This window comes from Pseudomonas reactans, assembly GCF_013387025.1.
GTDB classification, from domain to species: domain Bacteria; phylum Pseudomonadota; class Gammaproteobacteria; order Pseudomonadales; family Pseudomonadaceae; genus Aquipseudomonas; species Aquipseudomonas reactans.
The window spans coordinates 23,769-43,771 of the sequence record NZ_JACAQP010000036.1 but is presented as its reverse complement, the minus strand read 5'-3'; the positions used below and the strand labels follow the sequence as shown (position 1 = coordinate 43,771).

The 20,003-nt window shown below is 59.2% G+C and carries 21 protein-coding genes; 10 read left to right on the top strand and 11 right to left on the bottom strand.

Annotated elements, in window-relative coordinates; all coding sequences use genetic code 11:
- Positions 1-12: 12 nt before the first annotated feature.
- On the bottom strand, positions 13-966 hold the full coding sequence (locus HX793_RS25570; protein ID WP_177095881.1) for a putative 2-dehydropantoate 2-reductase: 954 nt from the start codon (positions 964-966) through the stop codon (positions 13-15).
- A complete protein-coding gene (locus HX793_RS25565; RefSeq protein WP_177095883.1) occupies positions 963-1,349 on the bottom strand; it encodes a YbbN family protein in 387 nt (128 codons plus the stop codon). The genes HX793_RS25570 and HX793_RS25565 overlap by 4 nt, the downstream gene beginning before the upstream one ends.
- Between HX793_RS25565 and HX793_RS25560 the strand changes: the two genes are divergently transcribed.
- Positions 1,348-1,782: a PilZ domain-containing protein gene (locus tag HX793_RS25560; protein WP_177095885.1), complete on the top strand. Its 435-nt coding sequence runs from the start codon at positions 1,348-1,350 to the stop codon at positions 1,780-1,782. The genes HX793_RS25565 and HX793_RS25560 overlap by 2 nt on opposite strands.
- A 131-nt stretch (positions 1,783-1,913) precedes the next feature.
- Positions 1,914-2,990: a 3-deoxy-7-phosphoheptulonate synthase gene (locus HX793_RS25555; RefSeq protein ID WP_016975370.1), complete on the top strand. Its 1,077-nt coding sequence runs from the start codon at positions 1,914-1,916 to the stop codon at positions 2,988-2,990.
- Between the two features lie 64 nt (positions 2,991-3,054).
- Here HX793_RS25555 and HX793_RS25550 read toward each other — a convergent pair whose 3' ends face one another.
- A complete protein-coding gene (locus HX793_RS25550; RefSeq protein WP_003189869.1) occupies positions 3,055-3,336 on the bottom strand; it encodes a GNAT family N-acetyltransferase in 282 nt (93 codons plus the stop codon).
- A 613-nt stretch (positions 3,337-3,949) separates the two neighbouring features.
- On the opposite strand from HX793_RS25550, the gene oprI reads away from it, so the two are divergent.
- Positions 3,950-4,201 (top strand): outer membrane lipoprotei OprI, encoded by a 252-nt coding sequence (gene oprI, locus HX793_RS25545; protein ID WP_003172710.1) that lies wholly within the window; start codon positions 3,950-3,952, stop codon positions 4,199-4,201.
- A 171-nt stretch (positions 4,202-4,372) separates the two neighbouring features.
- On the opposite strand, the gene HX793_RS25540 is transcribed toward oprI, so the two are convergent.
- From HX793_RS25540 to HX793_RS25530, 3 genes are all read right to left on the bottom strand, one after another.
- Positions 4,373-5,338, bottom strand: coding sequence for a L,D-transpeptidase family protein (locus HX793_RS25540; RefSeq protein ID WP_016975369.1), 966 nt, complete (start codon positions 5,336-5,338; stop codon positions 4,373-4,375).
- 73 nt (positions 5,339-5,411) lie between these two features.
- Positions 5,412-5,705 carry a hypothetical protein gene (locus HX793_RS25535; RefSeq protein WP_010211879.1) on the bottom strand — a complete coding sequence of 98 codons (294 nt, stop codon included), beginning with the start codon at positions 5,703-5,705 and terminating at the stop codon, positions 5,412-5,414.
- A 58-nt stretch (positions 5,706-5,763) separates the two neighbouring features.
- Complete coding sequence (locus tag HX793_RS25530; protein WP_028615635.1) at positions 5,764-6,369, bottom strand: arylesterase; 606 nt, start codon at positions 6,367-6,369, stop codon at positions 5,764-5,766.
- Positions 6,370-6,379: 10 nt separating this feature from the next.
- On the opposite strand from HX793_RS25530, the gene HX793_RS25525 reads away from it, so the two are divergent.
- Both HX793_RS25525 and HX793_RS25520 read left to right on the top strand, forming a co-directional pair.
- Positions 6,380-7,063 (top strand): ABC transporter ATP-binding protein, encoded by a 684-nt coding sequence (locus HX793_RS25525; RefSeq protein WP_005786391.1) that lies wholly within the window; start codon positions 6,380-6,382, stop codon positions 7,061-7,063.
- Entirely contained in the window at positions 7,063-9,573 is a 2,511-nt protein-coding gene (locus HX793_RS25520) for an ABC transporter permease (protein WP_177095887.1), read from the top strand. The genes HX793_RS25525 and HX793_RS25520 overlap by 1 nt, the downstream gene beginning before the upstream one ends.
- Positions 9,574-9,618: 45 nt before the next feature.
- Here HX793_RS25520 and greB read toward each other — a convergent pair whose 3' ends face one another.
- Positions 9,619-10,092, bottom strand: coding sequence for a transcription elongation factor GreB (gene greB, locus HX793_RS25515; RefSeq protein WP_025999661.1), 474 nt, complete (start codon positions 10,090-10,092; stop codon positions 9,619-9,621).
- 113 nt (positions 10,093-10,205) lie between these two features.
- Positions 10,206-11,192, bottom strand: coding sequence for a hypothetical protein (locus HX793_RS25510; protein WP_016975365.1), 987 nt, complete (start codon positions 11,190-11,192; stop codon positions 10,206-10,208).
- A 219-nt stretch (positions 11,193-11,411) separates the two neighbouring features.
- On the opposite strand from HX793_RS25510, the gene HX793_RS25505 reads away from it, so the two are divergent.
- Genes HX793_RS25505 through HX793_RS25495 form a run of 3 tightly spaced genes read left to right on the top strand, consistent with a single transcriptional unit; the run spans position 11,412 to position 14,803 of the window.
- Complete coding sequence (locus tag HX793_RS25505) at positions 11,412-12,338, top strand: ABC transporter ATP-binding protein (RefSeq protein WP_177095889.1); 927 nt, start codon at positions 11,412-11,414, stop codon at positions 12,336-12,338.
- The gene (locus HX793_RS25500) at positions 12,335-13,060 is read left to right on the top strand and encodes an ABC-2 transporter permease (RefSeq protein WP_177060103.1); all 726 of its coding nucleotides are present in this window, start codon (positions 12,335-12,337) and stop codon (positions 13,058-13,060) included. The genes HX793_RS25505 and HX793_RS25500 overlap by 4 nt, the downstream gene beginning before the upstream one ends.
- A 15-nt stretch (positions 13,061-13,075) precedes the next feature.
- On the top strand, positions 13,076-14,803 hold the full coding sequence (locus HX793_RS25495) for a Gldg family protein (protein ID WP_178905550.1): 1,728 nt from the start codon (positions 13,076-13,078) through the stop codon (positions 14,801-14,803).
- A gap of 4 nt (positions 14,804-14,807) precedes the next feature.
- On the opposite strand, the gene HX793_RS25490 is transcribed toward HX793_RS25495, so the two are convergent.
- The 3 genes from HX793_RS25490 to HX793_RS25480 all read right to left on the bottom strand — a co-directional run bounded on the left by HX793_RS25490 (position 14,808) and on the right by HX793_RS25480 (position 17,323).
- Positions 14,808-15,116, bottom strand: a complete 309-nt coding sequence (locus tag HX793_RS25490; RefSeq protein WP_016975361.1) for a hypothetical protein — start codon at positions 15,114-15,116, stop codon at positions 14,808-14,810.
- Positions 15,117-15,363: 247 nt separating this feature from the next.
- A complete protein-coding gene (locus HX793_RS25485) occupies positions 15,364-15,798 on the bottom strand; it encodes a DoxX family protein (RefSeq protein ID WP_016975360.1) in 435 nt (144 codons plus the stop codon).
- 103 nt (positions 15,799-15,901) lie between these two features.
- Positions 15,902-17,323, bottom strand: a complete 1,422-nt coding sequence (locus tag HX793_RS25480) for an MltF family protein (RefSeq protein WP_177051272.1) — start codon at positions 17,321-17,323, stop codon at positions 15,902-15,904.
- 237 nt (positions 17,324-17,560) lie between these two features.
- On the opposite strand from HX793_RS25480, the gene HX793_RS25475 reads away from it, so the two are divergent.
- Positions 17,561-18,367 carry a TatD family hydrolase gene (locus HX793_RS25475; protein ID WP_177095893.1) on the top strand — a complete coding sequence of 269 codons (807 nt, stop codon included), beginning with the start codon at positions 17,561-17,563 and terminating at the stop codon, positions 18,365-18,367.
- Between the two features lie 96 nt (positions 18,368-18,463).
- On the top strand, positions 18,464-19,945 hold the full coding sequence (locus HX793_RS25470; protein ID WP_177095895.1) for a methyl-accepting chemotaxis protein: 1,482 nt from the start codon (positions 18,464-18,466) through the stop codon (positions 19,943-19,945).
- Positions 19,946-20,003: the final 58 nt, after the last annotated feature.

Genomic DNA, 20,003 nt, shown 5'->3' with positions numbered 1-20,003 from the left:
GTCCCCCTCGACTCAGCGGTTATGCCGATCAATGAAACTCAAGGCCTGGTACAGCGCCTGCATCCGCGGCAGTTCGCAACCTGCAGCCTTGGCGGCAGCGAGTGGCCTTGCGTAGATCGCCTCCAGTTCAAGCGGGCGCTTGTGCACGTGGTCGTGATACATGCTCGGCAGGTAGTCGTCCATGGTTTCGGTCATGGTGAACATCTGCTCGGCGTAACTCTTGGGGATTTCATGGCCGCAGGCGTGAGCGCCCTGAACCACTTCGGCCATCAGCGCCTGGATCAGTTCGCGGCTGGATTCGTCAGCCATCATCGCCGTGGTGCCGGTACCGAGCAACACGGAGAGGCCGTTGTAGGGCACGTTCCATACCAGCTTATGCCAACGGGCCTGATGCACATTGGCCATGGCCTGGGACTCGATGCCGGCCTTGTGGAACAGCGCGGCCCCGGCTTCGACAATCGCCTTTTGCGCGTCGCCGTCATTGGCCGCCGTGCCGCTGTGATAACCCAGGTTGACCCGGCCTAACGCCTGGTGCTCGATCACGCCGGGGGCAGAGCGGTGCACGCCGATGTAGCACAGGCCGCCGAGCAGATGCAGCGATGCGGGCAGGTGTTCACGCAGACTGTCTTCGACATCAAGGCCGTTCTGCAGCAGCACCACCTTGGCATCCGGGGCGGCAACTTGGGCGATAGTCGGAGCCAGGTCGACGTTACCGGTCGATTTGGTGCCCACCAGCAACCAATCACACGGCGGCATATCGGCGGCGCGGGCATACGCCTGCACCGGGTGGAGGTGCAAGGGGCCATGCACCGTGCTATTCAGTTGCAGGCCGTGCTCGCTGACTGCCGCGTATTCACTGCGCAACAGGAAGTGCACATCGAAACCGGCACGCGCCAGCATCAATCCATAAAAACCACCGATGGCGCCGGTGCCGATGATGCCAATGCGGGGTGCTTGTGCGGTCATGGCAGATCCTCTGGAGTGCGTGTAAGCGCTTGATGGATGGCGTCGTTTAGGTCAACACGTGTAAGACGCGTCTGTAATTGCCCGAGGAACTGACCCTCGCACACCACGAACAACGCCGGCAAATGAAAGATCTGGTAGCGTTCGACCGCGCCACCGTTGTGCCCGGCATCCACCCAGCACACGCGGTCCACCGGCAGCGACCAGCCGGGTAACTGCTGACGCGCCCAACGGCAACTGGAACAGCCACTGCTTGTAAACACGACCAGCGAAATACCTGGCAATCCCAGCAATTGCTGGTCAATATCCAGGTCGGTCAATTCCAGTTCCTTCACTATACTGCTGCCACCGCCGTCAATTGGACGGTGCTCGGAGTCCGTGTACATGGGTCGTTTTTTACCTCACCCTGATGATGTCGCTGTCGAGTTAATCCAACGCCCCTCTCCTGCCATCCCCCGCCAACGCCTGCACACTGCCGGCCTGGGCGGTATCGCCTGCCATTGGCCACGTGCCTGGCGCGAAGGTACGGCGGTTGATCTACACATCCCGTCCCTGGGCGCCAGCGCGCGTTACCCCGGCTATGTGGCGTGGTGCCGCAAGGTGGAAAACGGCTACCGCGTCGGTGTCGCGTTTACCGATGAACATGCCCTGTTTGGTGCACGAATGGGTGAGCAAGCATGCCGGATAGAGCGCTACTGCCGCCAGCACGAAGACGCCGAACCCACTCCCCAGCAACTCGAAGCCCTGGCCTGCGAGTGGGTATCGCGCCATGCCAGCGAGTTCTCTCATGAGGCCTTTGTGGCGCCAGCGCTGGATTAAAGCGGGCTTTGCCCATTGTCGCGGGCCCGTGTTACGCGCTAAGGTTCCTCCCCCCTGCATTCAAATCATGCTGTGCTCCGCCGCACGGGGATGGCTGGCGGCCGGCACCCGTGACCCTGACGAGTAACACGATGGCTGATTTACCGATCAATGACCTAAACGTCGAATCCAACGAGACCCTGATCACGCCCGATCAGCTCAAGCGCGAAATACCTCTGAGCGACGCTGCCCTGCAGACCGTCACCAAAGGCCGCGAAGTCATCCGTGACATTCTCGATGGCACCGACCACCGCCTGTTCGTCGTCATCGGGCCTTGCTCGATCCACGACCTCAAGGCTGCCCACGAGTACGCCGAGCGCCTCAAAGTGTTAGCGGCGGAAGTGTCCGACACCCTCTACCTGGTGATGCGCGTCTATTTCGAAAAACCGCGTACCACCGTCGGCTGGAAAGGATTGATCAACGACCCGTACCTGGACGACTCGTTCAAGATCCAGGACGGTCTGCACATCGGTCGTCAGTTGCTGCTGGACCTGGCCGAGATGGGCCTGCCCACCGCCACCGAAGCCCTCGACCCGATCTCCCCGCAGTACCTGCAAGACCTGATCAGCTGGTCGGCCATCGGCGCACGTACCACCGAATCCCAGACTCACCGCGAAATGGCGTCCGGCCTGTCTTCGGCCGTAGGTTTCAAGAACGGCACCGATGGCGGCCTGACCGTGGCGATCAACGCGCTGCAATCGGTCTCCAGCCCGCACCGCTTCCTGGGGATCAACCAGGAAGGTGGCGTGTCCATCGTCACCACCAAGGGCAACGCCTACGGTCACGTGGTGCTGCGTGGCGGCAACGGCAAGCCCAACTATGATTCGGTCAGCGTTGCGCTGTGCGAGCAGGCACTGAATAAGGCCAAGATCAAGCCGAACATCATGGTCGACTGCAGCCACGCCAACTCCAACAAGGATCCGGCCCTGCAACCGCTAGTGATGGAAAACGTCGCCAACCAGATCCTGGAAGGCAACCAGTCGATCATCGGCCTGATGGTCGAGAGCCATCTGAACTGGGGCTGCCAGGCGATTCCAAAAGACCTGGCCGACTTGCAGTACGGCGTGTCTATCACCGATGCCTGCATCGACTGGGCCGCCACTGAAAACACCCTGCGCAGCATGCATGCCAAGCTCAAGGACGTTCTGCCTAAACGCAAACGCACCTGACCTTAAACTGCGCACACAAAAACGCCGGGCTAAGCCCGGCGTTTTTCATGGTGCTGCTTACGGTTTACAGCTTCGCAGCATGGCGCTGATGGCGCTCCATGTAGCGTTCGACATAGGAGCAGGACGGGATCACCGTATAGCCAGCCTCTTCGGCGAACTTCAAGGCTTCCTCGGTCAGTGCCGCCGCAATCCCCCGGCCCCGCAGTGCGTTGGGCACGAAGGTCCGATAGATATCCAGGGTCTGTTTGCCGAGGTCCATATAGGTCAGATAGGCACGATGACCGTCCACATTGGTCTCGAACTGATGACCAGCCTGGTCATGGTGGATGGACAACGCCTCGCTCATCACTACTCCTCGCGGGTCTTGGTTTCTGACCCCTACCTTACCGATGTTTGTCCGGCGAAGGAACATCTACGCCACCCCGTGCCGGTTTCGACATCGAGAAAACCCTGAGCGTTTACAACCAGCACGTAGGGAATAGTAGGCACCAATCCTGAAATTGCTCAAGGCGCGCTCGTCATCCCCAGCCGCTGGTGGATATAGAAAGGGCTCCGATCAACCTGGGATCGAAAGCCTGAACATTGCCGGCAGTTGAACCTTAAGACGAACAGGCGCTCTTAAAGTCACCTCTACATGCGTAAAAGATGCCGGGCAAAGCAAAGCCAGGCTGAACGTAAGTGTCAGCTTGGATATATAAATTTTCATCTGTTTACAAGGCTTAACACATGCGGGCCGGCCCTTTCAGCCTGGATCCAATTTTTGCCTGTTTGAAAAAAATTGGACGGTTTTTATACAAACCTCCAAAAGATTAGCCAAAATAGATTCGGCGCGAGAATTTTTTTTGCTTCTTGCGCTACGTCAGTTTACTTACTACAAGTAATGGGTAGTATGTACGCCGGCTATTAGCTCACTCTGGGCGAACTAGCCATCTAATAGAAAGTCCTTGAAGGGGAACACGATGAACAACGTTCTGAAATTCTCTGCTCTGGCTCTGGCCGCAGTTCTGGCTACCGGTTGCAGCAGCGTCTCCAAAGAAACAGAAGCTCGTCTGACTGCAACTGAAGACGCAGCAGCTCGCTCCCAGGCCCGTGCAGACGAAGCCTACCGTAAAGCTGATGAAGCTCTGGCTGCTGCTCAAAAAGCACAACAGACTGCTGACGAAGCTAACGAGCGCGCTCTGCGTATGCTTGAAAAAGCTAGCCGCAAGTAATAATCCCTCGGGGTTGTTATCAAGCCGATCCATTTATGGGTCGGCTTTTTTATTGCCTGAATTTCCTACGATCTTTTGTAGGAGCGGGCTTGCCCGCGAAGGTCCTCAACCATGGCGCGCAAGCCCTGAACTAACGCGGTGATCTCAAGTTTTTCGCGAGCAAGCTCGCTCCTACAAGGGATCGATCGGCGCACTGGCGGCCACCGAGGCTGCGCCAGGCACGCCGATTTCCGTCGGCAAGCCGTCTTCCGCCGCTACCACGTCACGCACCTGGTCCCAATTCACGCGCAATTGGTTGGCCAAGTCTTCACGCTTGAGCAAAGCGTTGATGACGGCGGTGTGTTTGTCGACCACCGACGGCGTCCCGTCATCATTCAACGGCGTATGCGCTTCAAGGTAGACCTTGCCGCCACTGCGACCGAACTTGTAGGCGTCGTTGATGATGCGCACCGACGTCCCCACCGGCACCATGCCCGCCATTTCCAGCACGTTATTGTTGAACATGCGGAAGCAGCCGTGGCTTGTACGCGTGCCGATACCAAATTTCATGTTGGAACCGTGGATCAGGTAACCCGGCGTGCCCAGGGTGAACTTGAACGGCCCCAGCGGGTTGTCCGGACCGGCCGGCACCACGTTGGGCAGCGGGTCGCCGTTGGCGGCGTGCTCGGCCTTGATCGAGGCCGGCGGCGTCCAGGTCGGGTTGGGCGTCTTGGCAATGATGCTGGTATGGGCGATCGGCGAACCCCAGCCTTCACGACCGATCCCCAGCGGGAACGTGTAGACCACGTTCTGGCCCTTGGGGAAATAATAGAGTCGATATTCCGCCAGGTTGATCACAATGCCTTCGCGCGGGCCAGGCGGCAGGATGAAGCGCGTCGGCAACACGATCTCGGTACCCGCGCCCGGCAACCAGGCATCCACGCCCGGGTTGGCCGCGACCATCTCCGAGTAACCCAGGTCATAGGTGGTGCCCAAGTCAGCAAAGGTGTCTTCGTACTTGGCCTTGATCACTTGGACCTGGCCGACGATGTCTTCACCCGGTGGTGGCAAGGGCAACTGCAGGGCTGACGCCGAACCGACCGCACAGAGTGCAGCGAGAGACAGGCAGCAGGTGACGACGGAAAGGCGCGACAACATCCGGTAAATCCTTCGCAGAACGACGGGGAGGTAAACATCGATTGTATACGTGAAGCGCGCTTCTAGCTGCCCCCTACAACTCGAAACGCAGCTCCGGCCAGATCGGCGGCGTGCCCCGCTTCTGGGATTCCAGGATCGCACGGCACAAAGGGCACAGGCGCTGGTCCTGGAAGATCGAACGATCGACCCGCGACCAACGCGGCTGCGCAGGCAATAATGTGCCGCACAGTGTGCGATCAATGGAGCCGCCCAGTTCCAGTTGACGCGCCACCAGATGCACCCGCACTTCCTGGCAGGCGAACAGATCCAGCTGTTCGTCCGGCTCGATCAGTTGGTAGTTAAACAGGGACCAGGCAGGACGCGACATCAGGGGCTCCAAATCGGGGGGGCGCCACCTTAGCCGAAAGCCTGCCGGTAGAAAAGCGTCATAGCAGCGGTTTTAGCGTCGGCCAGACATTTTCCAGCAACTTGCCCTGGGCGCCGACCGCCGGGTGCAGTTGATCGGCCTGCATCAGGTCCGGGTGCCCGCCCACACCGTCGAGGAAAAACGGCACCAGCGGGACGTTTTTTTCCTTGGCCAGCACACCATAGACTTCGGCAAATGCAGTGGTGTATCGCGGGCCATAATTGGGTGGCAGCTGCATCCCCAACAACAACACCTTGGCCCCGCCGGCCTTGGACTGGTCAATCATCGACGCAAGATTTTGTTGCAATTGCGCAGGCGGCTGCCCACGCAGGCCATCGTTACCGCCCAGCTCGATCACCACCACGTCCGGCTTATGCTCTGCAAGCGCCGCCGGCAGCCGCGCCAGGCCTCCGGCACTGGTGTCGCCACTGATGGAGGCATTGACCACTTTATCGTCGAAACCTTCCTGCTTGAGCCGTTGCTGCAGCAGGGCAACCCACCCTTTGCTGGTATCCAGGCCGAAACCGGCACTGATACTATCGCCAACGATCAGGACTGTACCCGCCGCTGCGTTCTGGGCCATGCACATCAAGGCCAGGCCAGCACTCAAAAACCACATTCGCATCGGATTCTCCATGGGCGCAAGCATTCTCACCGCGCGGAACCTTAGCAAAGTGGTTCCCAGCGCGGAAGGTGAACTGACTATCCTGCACGAACTGAGCCTGGAACTGAACAAGGGCGATAGCCTGGCTATCGTCGGCAGTTCCGGTTCCGGCAAATCCACCCTCCTCGGCCTGCTGGCCGGCCTCGACCTGCCCAGCAGCGGCGAAGTCACCCTCGCCGGGCAAGCCCTCAGCACCCTCGACGAAGACCAGCGCGCACGTATCCGTGCCGAGCACGTGGGCTTCGTATTTCAGTCGTTCCAACTGCTCGACAGCCTCAACGCGCTGGAAAACGTCATGCTGCCGCTGGAGCTGGACGGCCGCAAAGACGCCCGTGAGCGCGCCCGGCACCTGCTGGAACGTGTCGGCCTGGGCCAACGCCTGACTCACTCGCCACGCCAACTCTCCGGTGGCGAGCAACAACGGGTAGCCATTGCCCGCGCCTTTGCTGCGGAGCCGGACGTGCTGTTTGCCGATGAACCCACCGGTAACCTCGACAGCCACACCGGCGAGCGCATCAGCGACCTGCTGTTCGAACTCAATAAAGAGAGCGGCACGACCCTGGTGCTGGTCACCCACGACGAGCGCCTGGCCCATCGTTGCCGACGCCTGATCCGCCTTGAAGCCGGCCTGATGGTCGCGCCCCTGGAGCCTTGATGGCACGTTTGCCGCTATTGCGCCTGTTCAGCCTTGCCATGCGCCAACTGCTGCGCGACGCCCGCGCCGGCGAACTGCGCGTGTTGTTCTTCGCCTTGCTGGTGGCCGTGGCCGCCAGCACCGCCATCGGCTATTTCGGTGCGCGCCTCAATGGTGCGATGCTGTTGCGCGCCACCGAGTTCCTCGGCGCCGACCTGGTACTTGAAGGCAGCTCGCCGGCCCGCCCCGAGCAAATCCAGTCCGGCACCGAGCTGGGCCTGGAGCACGCCCGCGTTGTGGAGTTTTCCAGCGTCATTGCCACCGATAACGGCATCCAGCTTTCCAGCATCAAGGCCGTTAACGAGCAGTACCCGCTACGCGGAGAACTCAAAAGCGCGGCTGCGCCCTTTGGCGATGAAACCCCAGGCGGCGGACCGAAACCCGGTGAAGCCTGGGTGGAAGCACGATTGCTGACGGCGCTGGACCTCAAGGTCGGCGACAGCATTGACGTGGGCATGAAGACGCTGCGCCTGGCCCGCGTGCTGACCTATGAGCCGGACCGTGCCGGCAATTTCTACAGCCTTACCCCCAGGGTAATGATCAACCTGGCGGACCTGGATGCAACCGGCGTCGTGCAACCCGGCAGCCGCGTCAGTTTCCGCGAATTGTGGCGTGGGCCGCAGGGCAGTACCGCGCTGCAAACCTATCGTGATCTGATCAAGCCGGGCCTCGCCGCCAACCAGCGCCTGCAAGACTCACGGGATGGCAACCAGCAGATCGGCGGCGCCCTCGGCAAGGCCGAGCGCTATCTGAACATGGCCAGTCTGGTGGCCGTCCTCTTGGCCGGTGTGGCCGTGGCGCTGTCGGCCAATCGCTTCGCCACCCGACGCTTCGACGCGAGTGCCTTGCTGCGTTGCCTCGGCTTGTCACGACGTGAAGCCATGTTGCTGTTCAGCCTGCAATTGACTGTACTGGGGTTGCTGGCCAGCCTTGCCGGCGCTCTGCTCGGCTGGCTGGCGCAGTTTGGCCTGTTCTACTTCCTCCACGACCTGCTGCCATCGGACGTGCCACCCGGCGGACTGTTACCAGCCATTGCCGGGATCGGCACCGGGCTGGTCGCACTTGCCGGCTTCGCCCTGCCGCCCCTGGCTGCACTGGGTCGCGTGCCACCGCTGCGGGTGTTGCGTCGCGACCTGCTGCCGATCCCTTCCAGTACCTGGATGGTCTACGGTGCGGCGCTGTTTGCGTTAGGCCTGATCATGTGGCGCCTGAGCCTCGACCTGGTACTGACTTTTGCCCTGCTCGGCGGCGGCGTGGTCGCTGCGCTGATACTCGGCGGTTTGCTCCTGCTGCTGTTGCAAAGCCTGCGCCGCCTGCTGGCCCGCGCCTCCCTGCCGTGGCGACTGGGCCTGGGCCAACTGTTGCGTCATCCACTGGCGGCAGCCGGTCAATCCCTGGCATTCGGTTTGATCCTGCTCTCCATGGGCTTGATCGCCCTGCTGCGTGGCGAGCTGCTCGACACCTGGCAAAATCAGTTGCCCAAGGATGCGCCGAACTATTTCGCGTTGAACATCCTTCCCGCCGACAAGGACGCCTTTGGCACCCGTCTGCTGGAAGTGCAGGCGCAATCCGCGCCGCTGTATCCAGTGGTGCCGGGGCGCCTGATCAGTATCAATGGCGAACCCGTACAGGAAATCGTCAGCAAGGACTCCAGCGGTGATCGTGCGGTGCAACGCGACCTGAGCCTGACCTGGGCCTCCGACCTGCCACCGGGCAACGCCCTGACCGAGGGATCGTGGTGGTCACAGCAACCCACTGATGAAATCCCGGGTGTCTCGGTCGAAGCCAAGGTAGCAGAAAGCCTCAAACTCAAGCTCGATGACCACCTGGTATTCACGGTGGCCGGGGAAAACCGTGAAGCGCGGGTGACCAGCCTGCGGACCATCAACTGGGATAACTTCCAGCCCAACTTCTTCATGATTTTCCAACCGGGTACCTTGAAGGATTTGCCGGCCACCTACCTGACCAGTTTCTACCTGGCACCAGGGCACGACCAGCAAATCATTGACCTGTCCCGCGCTTTCCCGGCAGTGACCATCCTGCAAGTCGAGGCACTCTTGGAACAGTTGCGCAGCATCCTCGCCCAAGTGACCCTGGCGGTGGAATACGTACTACTGTTTGTCTTGGCGGCGGGGATGGCAGTGCTGTTCTCCGGCCTCCAAGCCACCCTTGATGAGCGTATCCGCCAAGGGGCCCTGCTACGTGCACTGGGCGCGGAACGCAAGCTGCTGGTCAAGGCCAGGCGTATCGAGTTCGGTTTGCTGGGTGCCGTGAGTGGCCTGCTTGCAGCACTCGGGACCGAGTTGGTGACCTTTGTGCTGTACCGCTATGCGTTTGACCTGGCCTGGCAGCCTCATCCGTGGCTGCTGCTGCTGCCGGTGATAGGTGCCGTATTGATCGGCGGTGCGGGTGTATTCGGCACTCGCCGCGCACTCAACGCCAGCCCGTTGACCGTGTTGCGTGAAGGCTGAAACGCAGTCGGCCCATGTTCATCACTGAACACGGGCCGACTTCACTCACTTCACATAGTCGATGCCGGTGATCCACCAGCACACTTCTCCACCCGGGGTCTGCACGATGGCCTCATCGTCTACTTCCTTGCGCAACAACGCACGGGCCATGGGTGAATCGATGGAGATGTAATCCATCCGATCATAAATCTCGTCATAGCCGACAATGCGAAAACGCTTGGTCTCACCCGCCTCGTTTTCGATGTCCACCCAAGCGCCGAAGAACACCTTGCCCTCCTGCTCAGGCATGTACTCCACCACACGCATGTCTTCCAGGCGCTTGCGCAGGTAACGCACGCGACGGTCGATCTCACGCAGCAGCTTCTTGTTGTACTGGTAATCGGCGTTTTCGCTGCGATCTCCCAGCGAGGCCGCCCAGGTCACTTTGCGCGTAGTGTCCGGGCGCTTTTCGCGCCACAGGTAATCCAACTCCTTTTTCAGCGCTTCATGACCTTCTTTGGTAATCAGCTTGGTACTCAAACGCTTGCATCCCGAGGCAATGTCCATAGGTGCCGATGTGCCTGTGTTTAATGCCCAGGCGTCGGCTGGCTGGCGTTGATGATAAATGAACCGGCGAAAGTAGCCAGGCCAGTCTAGCCATCCAACGCCTGATCCAGCTCAAGCAGCACGCCCCGCAGACTCTGTCGCAAGCTCGATACCTGCGAGGTCATCACCTTCAGTGCTTCGGTCCTCTGGCTGACCGCAAGCGAATGATCATGCAATTGAGTGGTACGTTGCTCCAGTTCTCCAACCTTCTCATCCAATTGTTTCTGCTCCTGTTGCAATCGCGCTTGCCATTGCTCAAGTGCCGATTCCCGCTCAATGGCCGCAAGTTTTTGCTGGGTCAACTCTTGGGCCACACGGGCAAGGTTGGTCAACGTACTGTCCACTTCGAGCAGCGTGCTGTGGTCGTCGGGAGCAGGCCGTATCAGTGGTGCAGGCACACCGGGAGGCGGCGGGATGACCGGTGCGGTTTGCGCCATCATCAAGGGGGCCTCGAGAGGTGGATTGCGACTCTCCTCAACGGGCTGCTCATGCACAAGTGTCCGGACGGGTTCGGAAGGGTTGATCGTTTTAGGAGACGAACTCAATTGGGACGAGAAACGAATGGACGGCACAATCACCGAAGTGCTCTCGATCGCTGGGAGCGTGGGTGCAGACATGCCCAGAGTGATCACCTTCATCACCAACGCCTTCTTGATGATCACCGAGTGATGGTCCTCGGGCCTTGCAGGCGGCAGCTTGCAGCCTTTCAAATCGACAAAGTGATAGGGCGCCTGGGTTTCGGTACCCCCTCCCGCCTTCATGCCCGAAGCCGCCAACGTCAGAATTTGCTTGAACACGTGCAAGGCCAACTGCAGGTCTTCCTTGGACTCCACCCCGCCCAGAAAATATCGATCAACTTTCTTACGTAACGCGGCGATATAAACCCTAGAACTTTCCGGCTCCACTTCCTCATCCAGACTGTAAACAAGAAAGTTGGACGCTGTCTGGCCTACAGCAAAACCACAGAGCAGTGCGCCGTTAACGGGAGCATCTTGACCGTTGCGCTCAAGAACAAGGGTACGTAGCAGCATCATGGCATTAAGGCCTCATTGTGCAGGGTAGAAAGTTTATCTAAACAACCAATAAACATTCAAAAATTGGACATTTTGAAACCTAACACATTGTTTCAGCGACTTGCCCAACCCGCACGTAGGACTTCTCTTATTAATAATTATCGGCGTTCCCTAAAACGACCATTACCCGTACCCTTTTTTCACGCCCCCTACGTCACGCCAAACTTATTCGGTAAAAAAATGATCGAAATAAGCAATCTGACAAAACACGCGGGTAGCACAACTGTACTCAGCGACCTTTCATTCAGTGCTCATCAACCAGAATGCCTAGGCCTATTCGGACAGGATCCGATGGCCAAAACAACCCTGTTCAATGCAATAGCGGGTTCAACACAGCCGTCCAGTGGCTATATAAGCATCCAAGGGTTCGACACACAGACCCATGCACTTAAAGCGAGACGACTCGTCGGCTATCAATTGTCTGGGGACCTCGCCCATCCAACGATGTCCGTCAAAACGTTCCTTGGTTTCATCGCTGCCGTGCGCGGCTTCCACGGCGCCGAAAAACGCGCACGGCTGGAAAAAGCGGTCGCACGACTGGATCTTTTTCAAGTGCTCAACGCTCCCCTAGATGCCCTTTCCATCGGCTGGAAACGTAAAGTCGCCATTGCCCAGGCCGTCCTGCACGACCCTGCGGTGTTACTGCTGGATGAGCCAACTGAAGGACTCGCACCTGATCAAAAGCATACATTCAGGGCGCTTATCCAATCATTGACGCAAGAAATGACAGTCATCATCGCCTCTCGTCACTGCGATGAGCTCTCTGAGTTGTGTACCCGTGCACTGGTCATCGCAAGCGGTCGCCTGGTCACCGATACCCCACTGCCCGAGTTGCAACGCGACTCGCGCCATTTCCAGGCGGTCACTCTCGCTGCGGATACGCCGCTGGACCTGCTGGCACTGGCCGTACTGCCCGGGGTGGCCGGCATCGAGGAACATCGCCATGCACCCGGTACGGTAACTGTTCTCGCCATGCCAGGGCATACCATCTACCCCCATATCAACATGCTGATTGCCAGTCGCCGTTGGAAGATCAACTCGCTGAGCCTTGAACCAGGTCGCCTGAATGATGTGGTCCACCATCTGAGCCAGGAGACGCCTCTTTGAAATTGTTGCCTGTCATTTTCGAGCGTCAACTCGCCAGCTACGCCAGCGCCCCCGGTACTTACCTGAATATTGCGGTCTTCCTGATACTTTCAGTGACGCTGGGGGGGTATATAAGCCCGTGGCCGGAACAAAACGGCAGTGACTTGCAGGTGTTCGTCCAGTTCCATCCCTGGCTCTATTTACTCTTCATTCCCGCTTTGACCACACGATTATGGTGGGATGAGTCCAATGCCGTTTTTTTCGACCTAATGAAGACCCTGCCCATCACGACCTATGAATGGGTTGTCGGAAAATTCCTCGCCGCCTGGCTCGTAGCCGGCACTGCCCTGCTCCTGATGTTTCCTCTCGTCATCATGACCAATTACTTGGGCCGTGCAGATAACAGCGTTATTGCTTCGCAACTGTTCGCAAGTTGGCTGCTGGCGGGAAGTTATCTATCAGTCGGTTGTTTTATATGTGCACTGGTACGTCAGCGCACTGTAATCTTCTTACTTACCCTGGGCTTACTTCTGACAGCCAGCGGACTTTCCTCCCTCTTGGACGCACTTGAACATCAAGCCCCTATTGGATTGATCGACAACCTCGCTTCACTCAGCCCTGCTTTGCGATTCAGCAGTATCGATCATGGAAAGCTCACACTGCGTGACACGCTTTACTTCATCAGCATGATCTTCGCTTTTCTCGCTGCGACGACAGCCACCCTCAACTATAAACACAGCTGAGAAGGGAAATCCTTAATGCGGTCCTCGCTGCGCACCGGCATGACACTCATCGTTACCTTACTGCTTTTCTTAGCGTTCAATCTGGTTTGGATAGGTAAACTTCCTGACCTACGGTGGGATCTTTCTGAACAAAAATCTCACACGTTAACGCCCGCCGCACAACGGCTACTCACTACATTGGAAGACCCGCTGGATTTGTATTACTTCAATTCCAACAACGATCCTAAAAGAAGTTATGCAGTGCAGCGCTACAGCAAGCATATTGAAGACCTGCTCAAGGAGTACGAAGAGACCGCCAATGGCATGATCAATCTGCACCTTGTTGAACCAGCCCCTTTCTCGGAGGATGCCTACAAAGCCCGACTATCCGGGCTCCAGGACAATACCGGGTTTCTCGGGCTTATCGGCACCCGCGCCGGTCACGGTGTACGAAGAATTGCCGCCTTCAGCCTCGACCAAAAGCCGTTGCTTGAGTATGAAATCAGTCATCTGCTCTACAAATTGCAGCAGCCGAAGCGGCCAGTCGTTGCGCTGCTGTCAGGGCTGGCGATGAGCGAGTCTGCGGGTCGCCTGTTGCAGGATTTGCGGCAAGAATTCGATTTGGTCAATCTGGAATCGACTGCCGCGTCAATTCCCGCCCCCATCCAAACACTGATGGTCGTGCACCCTCAGGAGGTGTCTGAACGGACCCTGTATGGCATTGAACAATTTGTCTTGAGAGGCGGCCGATTGATGATGTTTATCGACCCCTTGAGTGAACAGCGCCCGAACCGTCCCGGCAACACGCGGCTGAACGAACTACTTGCCGCATGGGGTATCCAGATGCCTGCGGACAAAGTGGTAGTCGACAACCTCTACACGCCACGCGAGACACTGGGTAAGCCCAATCAGGTCAGGTTGAACCTGCCCCGGCAGGCGATGAACACACATGACATCAGTGCATGGAACCTCAATAGGGTCACGGTATCGAGCACGGGTGCTCTCTTCCGACTGGGCAAGAGCCGTACGACCTTCAGCCCGCTCCTGCAAAGTTCCGAACAGTCTGTCCTGTTGGACGCCAACAGCCTCAAAAGCACCACCACGATGGACTCAATAATAGAAGAGGCGTCGAATCAAGAACGGCGTCATGTCATTGCTGCGCGTATCGAGGGGCCAAGCTATTCGGTGTTTCCTGATGGTATCCAGGGGCAGCCGCCTGGCTTGCGCAAAGCTGCACAGATTCATGTCGTGGTCGTTGCTGACACGGACATGCTCATGGACAAGGTCAACAACGCGGCACCGGACGGCAACGCGCTGTTTGTCCTGAATACATTGGACAACCTGTCCGCCCCCGACACACTGGCCGCCATACGCCCGCGCGTGGCGCAGGAAAGGTCACCCAATGCGCTTGAAGGCAAGCGTGAAGTCGCGAAACAGGCCTATCGCCTGAAGGCCGGCGAACTGGAGCGGCGCCTGCAGCGCACGGAACAGGAATGGCAACGACTTAGCCCATGGACAACCGCCCTCGGCACCCAGGCAGTGGACACTAGCACCCGGTTGCAGGCACTCAACAAGGAGCGTCTGCGCTTGCCCATGGAGCTGCACGCGCTGGAGCACGAAGCTTATGCGCAGGTACGTCGAATGGAGCTGACTATAAAACTGGTCGTGACCTTTGCGATACCGCTGACGTTATGCCTGATCGCCTGGTTGGTCTTTCTGGGCCAACGCCGTCGCCGGCTGAAAGCCGACAGCATCATTCACTGAACGCTCAACGACGGGCGATCAGCCCTTGCCGGGCAATGCGGGTCAACTGACGGATGACCTCATCGGCGTCGCCAGCACTGGGCGCCTGGATAACCGCAAGGTCAAAACTGTTGCTGGCGAACCGCGCAAGGGAATCGCCATCTTCGACAAACTGGATCAAGAACGCGGAGGGTCGGCCGGTACGACGCGGCCAGCCGTCCAGGTAGCGCAACAGCGTCGGCTGGTGTTTGCCGCCCAAGAGAATTTTAGGATTGCGTTGAGTGAGGTCCGCGGTGATCGGGGCCAGGCGTATCAGGGGGCGTAGTGCATTCATCGTGTCGTGTCTCTGCCTCAAAAGTCTGCGGGCAGGTGAGAGGCAACACCGAACCAGCGCTTTAGCGGAATTTCGAAGCATGGAACATGCTTCTGTCGGGACCGATAACGATCACCCATGGCGCCCCGCAATTAGCTGTTTAAATCGGCGCATGAGCGGCATCCTAGAGAAGCCGGTGGGGCGGTGTCAAGAATCCCGATCAGCAAAAAGCCCGCACAGGGCGGGCCTTTTGAAGGTTCTACAAGGATCAGTTGGCGATGGCACGATCCGCAGACAGCTTGCCGGCGCCTTCCAGCAGTACCGCCAGCGAGCCACCGAGCAAGGCCAGGGCGAACTCATAACCGTTGTTGGCCATGAACAGACCGTTATGGATGTGCACCGAGAAGATCGCCACTAGCGACAGGATGGTCAGGCCCAGTGCCGCAGGACGAGCCAGCAGGCCGATGATCAATGCCAGGCCAGCAAAGAACTCAGTGCCGCCCGACAGCAACGCCATCAGCGTACCCGGCGCCAGGCCGATGCTTTCCATCCACTGGGCAGTGCCCGCCAGGCCGTAGCCACCAAACCAGCCGAACAGTTTTTGCGAACCGTGGGCGGCGAAAATGATGCCGACAACAATGCGCAGAAGGGTCAGGCCGTAACCGGCGCGGGTGGACAGGATGCTTTTGATCAGTGGGCTCATGGTGATAATCCTTTTCAAAGTAGGGGTTGGTTGGCCGCTATATTAATCAGTTTAAGCAATGATAAAAGCCGAAAAAATGCCTGATTAATATCGATAAAATCGATTACTTCCGTGAGGCGATTTTCGGCGCTGGCGGCTCTAGAGACTCGCGCTCCCGATCGAACGCCAAATAGTACTTGTTGACGCTATTAACATAGCTGACACCGCCCATCCCTACCTGCTCCATGGCAATGCGTTCAACCTGGAAGAACCACTGATTGGGGTTAAGCCCCCGGCGCTTGGCTTCAGTGCGCATGCCCTGCACCCGCTCCGGCCCCATGTTGTAGGCCGCCAATACGAAGGCCATGCGCTCGCGCTCGTTGAGTTTGGGACTGGCGAAGAACTTGCGGCGAATCATCGCCAGGTAGCGCGCGCCCGCTTGCACGTTACTGTCGAGGCTCTCAATATTGTTGACTCCCACACGCTGCGCTGCCGAGGGCGTGATCTGCATCAGGCCGGTGGGCCCCCCACTGTTGCGGGCGCCAGGATCAAGCGCCGACTCTTTGAAAGCGAGTGCCGCCAGGTTCAGCCAATCCATGCCCTGCTCGCGGGCGTGCTTTTGCAACACCGGGCGCAGTTTTTCCAGGCGCTGACGGTCGACCCGCGCCAACGGATTGCGCACTTGATAGAGGCGCCGGTAGATCCGCTGGAACGCCACATCCTGGTCTGAGGGGGTTCGGTAGGTCTTGAGGAATCGATCAATGCTTGCCCGCAGCATCGACGCGTCCTGGCGCACAAACCAGTACTCGTCGCCCGGTTCGCTGATCGCCACCTGCTTGTCGAAGCGCAACTTGGGCAGGATCTTCGACCAGCGTTCGGCAATCGGTTTTTCAACAATAGTCAGGTGAAAAATACCCGCCTGGACCATCTCCAGCACATCCTCCACGGCCAGGGTCGGGTCCACCCATTCCACCTTGATGGGTGGCTGTTTGTGCAGGGCCAGCTTCTGGTTGACCTGGCTGACGGCATCCGCCGCCGCACTGCCGGTGGTCAGCGCCAGGGTGCGGCCCGACAGTTGCTCCAACTTGGTAAACCGTCGCTCTCCCTTCACCCCCACCAACCACAACGGTACATCGCTGACAATCGGGTCGCTGGTGCTGATCTTGTGCGCAGCCTTCACATCGAGCAATTCACCCGGCGCCACCAAGTCGCCTTCGCCACGGGCCAGCGCACCGAGCAGCTGGTCCTTGGCTTTGGGGATGATCTTGAAGTTGATTTCCTGGCCATCACGGGCGTGGCCATTGAGGTATTGCTCGAAAGCGCGCAGGCGATGGTATTCGACACCAATAGCCTGGCCCTGGACCTCGCCGGAACTGTTACGGCTCTGGTTGACCAATACGCGCAGGGTGCGGCTGGAGCGAATCTCCGCCAGGTCACGGACCTTGCTGGGCTTGGTGACTTCCAGCGGCCCGTCCAGACGCGCGACCGCCGCCATGGGCAGCAGCAACGTCAGGCACAACATAAGCAACGCCGAGGGTCGGATCATCCGCTCTCCGGAAAAGAATACTGGCCAACGCCCTTGCGAAAAACGAGGCGGTGGGAGTCAGAAACAGAGCGCTTTATGCGCAGGCTTTGCGCGCAACGGTGGCAGGGTGAACAGCGGCTGGCCGACCACAATGTCACTTGCGACGTTCAAAGACAGCTATAACTCGTTGTAGTTCTTCGTTTTTCTTATAAATCTACAGCTCTGATATGCTTTCCGGCCGCAGGCGGAGATAGCACCATGCAACTCATTGATATCGGCGTCAACCTGACCAACCCTAGTTTCGACGAGAAGCACCAGGCTGTACTCGACCGCGCCTATGCCGCCGGCGTACAGCAATTGGTGCTCACCGGCACCAGCATCGAGGGCAGCGAACAAGCCCTGCAATTGTGCGAAAAACTCGATCAAAGCGGCCAGCGACTGTTCAGCACCGCCGGCATCCACCCCCACTCCGCCAGCGACTGGAACGGCGACAGCGCCCAGCGTTTGCGCGCTTTGCTCAGCGAAAGCCGCGTGCGTGCGGTGGGTGAATGCGGGCTGGATTTCAACCGGGACTTTTCCCCGCGCCCGCAGCAAGAAAAAGTCCTCGAAGAACACCTGGCCCTGGCCGTCGAGCTCAAATTGCCGGTGTTTCTCCACGAACGTGACGCCAACCAGCGCCTGCTGGAAATTCTCAAGGACTACCGCGACCACCTCACCGCCGCCGTGGTGCATTGCTTCACCGGTGAACAGGCGGCGTTGTTCAGCTACCTCGACCTCGACTTGCACATCGGCATCACCGGCTGGATCTGCGACGAGCGTCGTGGGACACACCTGCACCCGCTGGTCAGGGAAATTCCCGGTGACCGTCTGATGCTGGAGAGCGACGCCCCCTATCTGCTGCCGCGCACCCTGCGCCCCAAGCCGAAAAATGGCCGGAATGAGCCGGCGTATCTGCCGGAAGTCCTGCGCGAAGTCGCCCTGCACCGCAACGAAAGCATGGAAGACCTCGCCCTTAACAGCACGGCATGCGCCCGCCACTTCTTTGGGCTGCCTGAAGTGGATTGATGCGGCGCATTGACCCACGTCAAAACCGTTTCCCTGGATAGCGGCACAATAATGGCACCTTGCCAATGCTGTTTCCGCTATCAGAGAAAACCTTCCATGGGTGCCTGGCTTAGCAATATCTCGCTTAAATACAAATTCTGGGCCGTCAACGCGGTCGCTTTCATCACCACTTTGCTGCTGGTGCTCTATGCCGTGCAGCTTGAACAACAGGCGCGCAGCACAGCGTCCCTCGCCTCTGCGCAAGCACAAGCGCGGCTGCTTGGCGCCTGGCCGGCTGGTGAGGCACTGCCCAAGGGCGAGCACTGGCTGACGTTCAAACGCGGCCAAGTCCCACAACTGGCCGACCAGGATCTGTCAGCCCTGGGCAGCGCCACGGGCTGGATCGAACTCAATCACATGCCTGTGTTCGGCGAGAACCCGCTGATGGGCGCCGAAGTCGTCGCCCGTCCTGATGGTCAATACGTCGCCGTCCTTGCCTATGCGCCCAGCCTGAGCCAGGTATTCGAAGAGCGCTTCGTCAACTATGCGGTGGCGGTCATGATCCTGATGCTGGCGATGCTCGGCGCCTCGCAATTGCTGATCCGCTTCCTGCTCAGCCAACTCAACACCCTCAAGGACGTGATGCTGCACGTAGAGAAAACCGGCGACCTGTCGGCCCGCGTGCCCTTGGCGTGCAAGGACGAAGTCGGCCAGATGGCCAGCGCGTTCAACGCGATGCAGGCCGGCTACCAGAGAGTGGTCAGCACCGTAGCGCGTACTGCCCAACAGCTGGACGACGGCGCCGCGCGCCTCGCCAGCAGCATGAACGAGGTGCAACACGGCATGCTCGGCCAGCAAAGCGAAACCGACCAGGCCGCTACCGCCATCAACGAAATGACTGCAACGGTTTATCACATTGCTCAGCACGCAGGCGCCACAAGGGATCTGTCCCAGACCGCCGACACCCTCGCCGGCAGCGGCCAGGAAGTGGTCACCCGCGTACAACGTTCGATTGCCGGCTTGTCCACCGGTGTGCAACAAACCGCCGAAATGATCCAGAAGCTCGCCGAGGACAGCCAGAAAATCAACGGCGTGGTCAGCGTGATCCACAGCATTGCCGAGCAGACCAACCTGCTCGCCCTCAACGCCGCCATCGAGGCCGCCCGCGCCGGGGAAATGGGCCGTGGCTTTGCCGTGGTCGCCGACGAAGTGCGCAACCTGGCGAAACGCGTGCAAAACTCCACCGATGAAATCACCCGTATGGTCTCGGCCCTGCAGGCCGGCACCCGCGACGCGGTGGACTTCATGCAGGAAAGCTCGTTCAAGGCCGACGACTGCGTGCAGCAGGCCCAGGAAGCGGGCGTCGCCCTCGCCGAAATCACCGGTGCCGTGGCGCAGATGCGCGAAAGCAACACCCAGATCGCTGTCGCCGCCGAACAGCAAAGCCACGTGGCCGAAGAAATGAACCGCGCCGTCGTCAGCATTCGCGACGTGACCGAGAACACCGTGCAGCAGACCGTGGACTCGGCCACCACCAGCAATGAACTGGCCACCCTGGCCGGGGAGTTGAGCAAGGCGATTGGGCAGTTGAAGCTGTAGGACTGTTCACCCTGTAATCCACCGCCTACAACATAGCCTCGATTTGCCCGAAGTTTTG

Bases quoted from the DNA above. Each gene is read 5' to 3' on its own strand.
- HX793_RS25525 (WP_005786391.1), top strand. From the start codon at position 6,380: ATGGGCGCAAGCATTCTCACCGCGCGGAACCTTAGCAAAGTGGTTCCC.
- HX793_RS25530 (WP_028615635.1), bottom strand. From the start codon at position 6,369: ATGCGAATGTGGTTTTTGAGTGCTGGCCTGGCCTTGATGTGCATGGCC.
- HX793_RS25520 (WP_177095887.1), top strand. From the start codon at position 7,063: ATGGCACGTTTGCCGCTATTGCGCCTGTTCAGCCTTGCCATGCGCCAA.
- oprI (WP_003172710.1), top strand. From the start codon at position 3,950: ATGAACAACGTTCTGAAATTCTCTGCTCTGGCTCTGGCCGCAGTTCTG.
- HX793_RS25505 (WP_177095889.1), top strand. From the start codon at position 11,412: ATGATCGAAATAAGCAATCTGACAAAACACGCGGGTAGCACAACTGTA.
- HX793_RS25480 (WP_177051272.1), bottom strand. From the start codon at position 17,323: ATGATCCGACCCTCGGCGTTGCTTATGTTGTGCCTGACGTTGCTGCTG.
- HX793_RS25560 (WP_177095885.1), top strand. From the start codon at position 1,348: ATGGGTCGTTTTTTACCTCACCCTGATGATGTCGCTGTCGAGTTAATC.
- HX793_RS25510 (WP_016975365.1), bottom strand. From the start codon at position 11,192: ATGATGCTGCTACGTACCCTTGTTCTTGAGCGCAACGGTCAAGATGCT.
- HX793_RS25570 (WP_177095881.1), bottom strand. From the start codon at position 966: ATGACCGCACAAGCACCCCGCATTGGCATCATCGGCACCGGCGCCATC.
- HX793_RS25495 (WP_178905550.1), top strand. From the start codon at position 13,076: ATGCGGTCCTCGCTGCGCACCGGCATGACACTCATCGTTACCTTACTG.
- HX793_RS25490 (WP_016975361.1), bottom strand. From the start codon at position 15,116: ATGAATGCACTACGCCCCCTGATACGCCTGGCCCCGATCACCGCGGAC.
- HX793_RS25540 (WP_016975369.1), bottom strand. From the start codon at position 5,338: ATGTTGTCGCGCCTTTCCGTCGTCACCTGCTGCCTGTCTCTCGCTGCA.
- HX793_RS25485 (WP_016975360.1), bottom strand. From the start codon at position 15,798: ATGAGCCCACTGATCAAAAGCATCCTGTCCACCCGCGCCGGTTACGGC.
- HX793_RS25555 (WP_016975370.1), top strand. From the start codon at position 1,914: ATGGCTGATTTACCGATCAATGACCTAAACGTCGAATCCAACGAGACC.
- HX793_RS25565 (WP_177095883.1), bottom strand. From the start codon at position 1,349: ATGTACACGGACTCCGAGCACCGTCCAATTGACGGCGGTGGCAGCAGT.
- HX793_RS25550 (WP_003189869.1), bottom strand. From the start codon at position 3,336: ATGAGCGAGGCGTTGTCCATCCACCATGACCAGGCTGGTCATCAGTTC.
- HX793_RS25535 (WP_010211879.1), bottom strand. From the start codon at position 5,705: ATGTCGCGTCCTGCCTGGTCCCTGTTTAACTACCAACTGATCGAGCCG.
- HX793_RS25470 (WP_177095895.1), top strand. From the start codon at position 18,464: ATGGGTGCCTGGCTTAGCAATATCTCGCTTAAATACAAATTCTGGGCC.
- HX793_RS25475 (WP_177095893.1), top strand. From the start codon at position 17,561: ATGCAACTCATTGATATCGGCGTCAACCTGACCAACCCTAGTTTCGAC.